The sequence below is a fragment of the Streptomyces johnsoniae genome, assembly GCF_031845565.1.
GTDB lineage: Bacteria > Actinomycetota > Actinomycetes > Streptomycetales > Streptomycetaceae > Streptomyces > Streptomyces johnsoniae.
In genome coordinates, this window is sequence record NZ_JAVREV010000043.1 from 1 (window position 1) to 3315 (window position 3315).

Here is a 3315-nt window from a genome sequence, read left to right on the forward strand (position 1 = left end):
TGTCGACGGTCAGCCGATTCCCCACCCTCCGTGTTCACGTAATTCCCCACCCCATGGCCAGGCTGTGGTGCTCGATGGGAAAGAGGGATGGGGCAGACGGAGGAGTGGGGGAACGTCAGCTGTCCGGTGTCAGCGCGGAACCAATGTCGTGCTGAGGGCTTGAGCTGCTGGGCTATTGACCGAGGTCGTAGGCGAACCAGATCCGGTGTGTGCCGTCCGGGTCGACGGCGATGCCTCCGGCCCCGGTGATCCCGGCCAGCTCGCCCGTTCCGCTGCCCGGAACGATGATGAAGAAGTCGCCTTGCCTGCCCTCACCCAGGGTGGTTGCGGAGTGTGCAAAGTTGAAGGCACCCGACTGGCCATGGAGCTCCCCCTCAAAGGACTCCATCGCGACATAGGTGCCCGTGCTGGTGGACTGGTCGAACGCCGCGGTGAACAAGGTGGCGGAGCGCCCGACGACCTCGCCTTCGTACTGCTTGTTCATCGTGGCGAGGCCGACGGGCACCGCGGTCTCGATCGCCGGGCTGGGCACCGGAGCTGGGGTGAAGTCGGCCACTTTGAATGTTCCTGAAGCTCGCATCCCCGGATCGTATTCCGCACCACTGACAGCGGTGCCGAGCAGACCGGTGATCCGCCGGACTGCCTATTGCTGCGGTGGTTCGGTCGGGGTGGTGGGTCCTTTCGGTCGCTTGTTGGGCCGGTAGCTGGGGCCGTTCATGATGACCTGGTGGCTGGAGTTGATCAGCCGGTCCAGCAGCGACTCGGCGACGACCGGGTTGGGGAAGAGGGGATACCAGTCGCTGGGCGCCCTGTTGCTGGTGATGATCAAGGACCGGCCCTGCCGCTCGGAGACGAGTTCATAGAGGTCGTCGGCCTGGGACGCGGACAGCTGGCGCATGGCGAAGTCGTCGAGGATGAGCAGGTCGGGGCGGATGAGTTCGCGCATGCGCTTGTCCCAGGTGCGGTCCGCGTGGCCGCCGGCGAGCTCGGCGAGGATGCGGCTGGTCTTGGCGAAGCGAACGTTGGCGCCCTGGCGGACGGCCTGGTGGCCGAGGGCCTGGGCGACGTGTGTCTTCCCGACGCCGACGGGTCCGAACAGAATTACGGACTCGCCGGAGTGGAGCCAGCGCAGGGCCGCGAGGTCGCGGATCTGGGCGGCGGGCAGCTTCGGGGAGGCGTTGAAGTCGAAGCCCTCCAAGGTGGCCTGCTGCTCGAACTTGGCTTTGCGCAGGCGGCGTTCGAGAGCGACGGACTCGCGGCGGGTGATCTCGTCGTGGCAGAGGACCTGCAGGAAGTCGAGGTGTCCGAGTTCGCCTTTGTGGGCCTGGGTGAGGCGGGCGTCGAGGGTTTCGAGCATGCCGGACAGCCGCAGGGTCTTGAGGGAATCGCGCAGGGCGGTGGTCATCACGCTCATCGGGCGGCCTCCTCGGCGTCATCGCGGCCCTGGTCGTCGTGGACACTGCCGGGCGTCTGGGTGGGGACGGTGGCGGCGAACAGGCCCTCGGGCCCGTGCAGGAAGGCCGAGGCTCCGGCATCGCCGGTCTCGGGTTCCGGGTCGGTCTCGGTGCCGGCGACCAGGATGCCCTTGACGGTGCGGTAAGAGGGGTCGCCGACCGCGACCGCCTTGCAGCAGGCGGCCTCCAGCCGGATGTCGCCGTACTTCTTCCGCAGTCCGAGCACCCCTTGGGCGGCGCGGAGCCGGTAGAGGGCGTTGACCTCCAGGAGCTGGTCGATGACCTCCCGGCAGGCATCCCCGACCTGGGACGCCTGGCCGCGGCACCAGATCGGCGTGCGCATCTGGAAAGCGATCTTCTCGGGCGGGTAGTCGCTTCTGTCCGTGCGTTTGCCCTGCTCCAGGGCGGCGTGGGTCTTGACCAGCTCGCCCTCGTGGAAGATCTGCACCGTGACAGCCGTTGAGCGGACATCGACACGGCGGCCGATCAGCTTCCAGGGCACCGAGTAAAGGGTGCGGCCGACCTTGATGTGGATGTCCGGTCCGACCGTCGCCCTTGACCATTTGGCCAGCACGAAAGGCTCCTCCGGCAGCGGAAGCAGAGCCTCGGCCTCCACCGCCTCGAACACCGACATTGGCTTCGCACCATCCAGCGGCCGGCACTGCCGCTGACCGGCGACGTTCCTCGCCCAGAGCAGGGCCTCGGCCTGCATGTGCTCCAGCGAGGTGAACGTCCGCCCGCTCCAGAACGAGTCGCGGACATAAGGCATGGGCCGCTCCACTCTGGGCTTGTCCTTCGGCTTCGAAGCGCGAGCCGGATCCACCAACGTGCCGTAGTAGGAGGCGAGTTCGGCATAAGACTTGTTGATCTGCGGGTCGTAGAGATCCGGCTTGTCCACCCCCGTCTTCAAGTTGTCCGGCACCAGACGCCGCGGCACACCGCCGAAAAATCGGAACGCTTCCGCGTGCGCTTCGGTCCAGGCGTGCTGGTCCATGTGGGCCACCGGGCGGACGAACATGTGCCGCGAGGCAGGCAGCACCATAACGAACGCCCAGATCCGGTGCCGTTTCCCGGTCGCCGGGTTGATCCACTGCCCCAGGAAGCCGTAGTCGATCTGGGCCTCCGAGCCCGGCTCGACGTTCTCCCGCAGCACCGTGACCTTCGATCGCGCCGCCTCCTCGGGCAGGTTCTCGTGCACCCAGCGCCGGAACGTCGACAACGACACCTTCAACTTGCCCTCGTCCCGGAGCCGTTGGTGGATCGTGGTGACCGTCGTGGTCTCCAGCAGCCTCTTGACGTAGTCCCGGTGCGGCTCGATCTCTGCCCACCGCACTTGGTTCAGCCTCCGGCTGGCCAGCTCCGGGAACCAGCTCTTGAGCAGCTTGGCCCAGTCCGCCTCGCTCATCGGCGGCCCTCCCGGAGTGATCCCAGCCGCCTCCGCCGGCGCCAGATACTTCCTGATCGTCTTGCGGTCCACCCCCAGCGAGGCGGACACCTGGCTCTTGGACCGGCCCGCGTACCAGTGCACGTAGATCTCGACGATGTCGACCACGGTGAAAGTTCTCCTTGCCATCCGGTGCGTCCGTCGGCCTCTCGGCTCGCAGATCGAGGGACCTCGACGGCTCCGAGAGGTCCAGACCCTCAACCCGGGCACCGGCATGCCCATGGGGAACCAGACCGATTCGCAAGGAAGACCCAAAAACTCAGCAAACCACCCGAAACAGGGAACATCAGGCTACTTCGAGCATGTTCAGCGGCAGCATCGACGGTCAGCGTCCCCGTGGGGAGTCGTGACCACAGAGGTGGGGAATTGGCTGACGCCGATCATGCAGATCGTGGGGAATTGTTTGACCGTCGACAG

Annotated in this window: 3 protein-coding genes; all 3 read right to left on the minus strand. The window is 66.5% G+C overall.

The features are described from left to right. Nucleotides 1-172 precede the first annotated feature (172 nt). The 3 genes from RM779_RS33150 to istA all read right to left on the minus strand — a co-directional run bounded on the left by RM779_RS33150 (nt 173) and on the right by istA (nt 3006). Nucleotides 173-580 (minus strand): DUF3224 domain-containing protein, encoded by a 408-nt coding sequence (locus RM779_RS33150; RefSeq protein WP_311621515.1) that lies wholly within the window; start codon nt 578-580, stop codon nt 173-175. A 63-nt stretch (nt 581-643) separates the two neighbouring features. Continuing rightward, nucleotides 644-1414 carry an IS21-like element helper ATPase IstB gene (gene istB, locus RM779_RS33155; RefSeq protein ID WP_311621516.1) on the minus strand — a complete coding sequence of 257 codons (771 nt, stop codon included), beginning with the start codon at nt 1412-1414 and terminating at the stop codon, nt 644-646. After that, nucleotides 1411-3006, minus strand: a complete 1596-nt coding sequence (gene istA, locus RM779_RS33160; RefSeq protein ID WP_394813453.1) for an IS21 family transposase — start codon at nt 3004-3006, stop codon at nt 1411-1413. Before istA ends, istB begins: the two co-directional genes overlap by 4 nt. Between the last annotated feature and the right edge of the window lie 309 nt (nt 3007-3315).

What these genes read in the sequence shown, in the direction of transcription:
- RM779_RS33150 (WP_311621515.1), bottom strand. Translation starts at nt 580, where the DNA reads ATGCGAGCTTCAGGAACATTCAAAGTGGCCGACTTCACCCCAGCTCCG.
- istB (WP_311621516.1), bottom strand. Translation starts at nt 1,414, where the DNA reads ATGAGCGTGATGACCACCGCCCTGCGCGATTCCCTCAAGACCCTGCGG.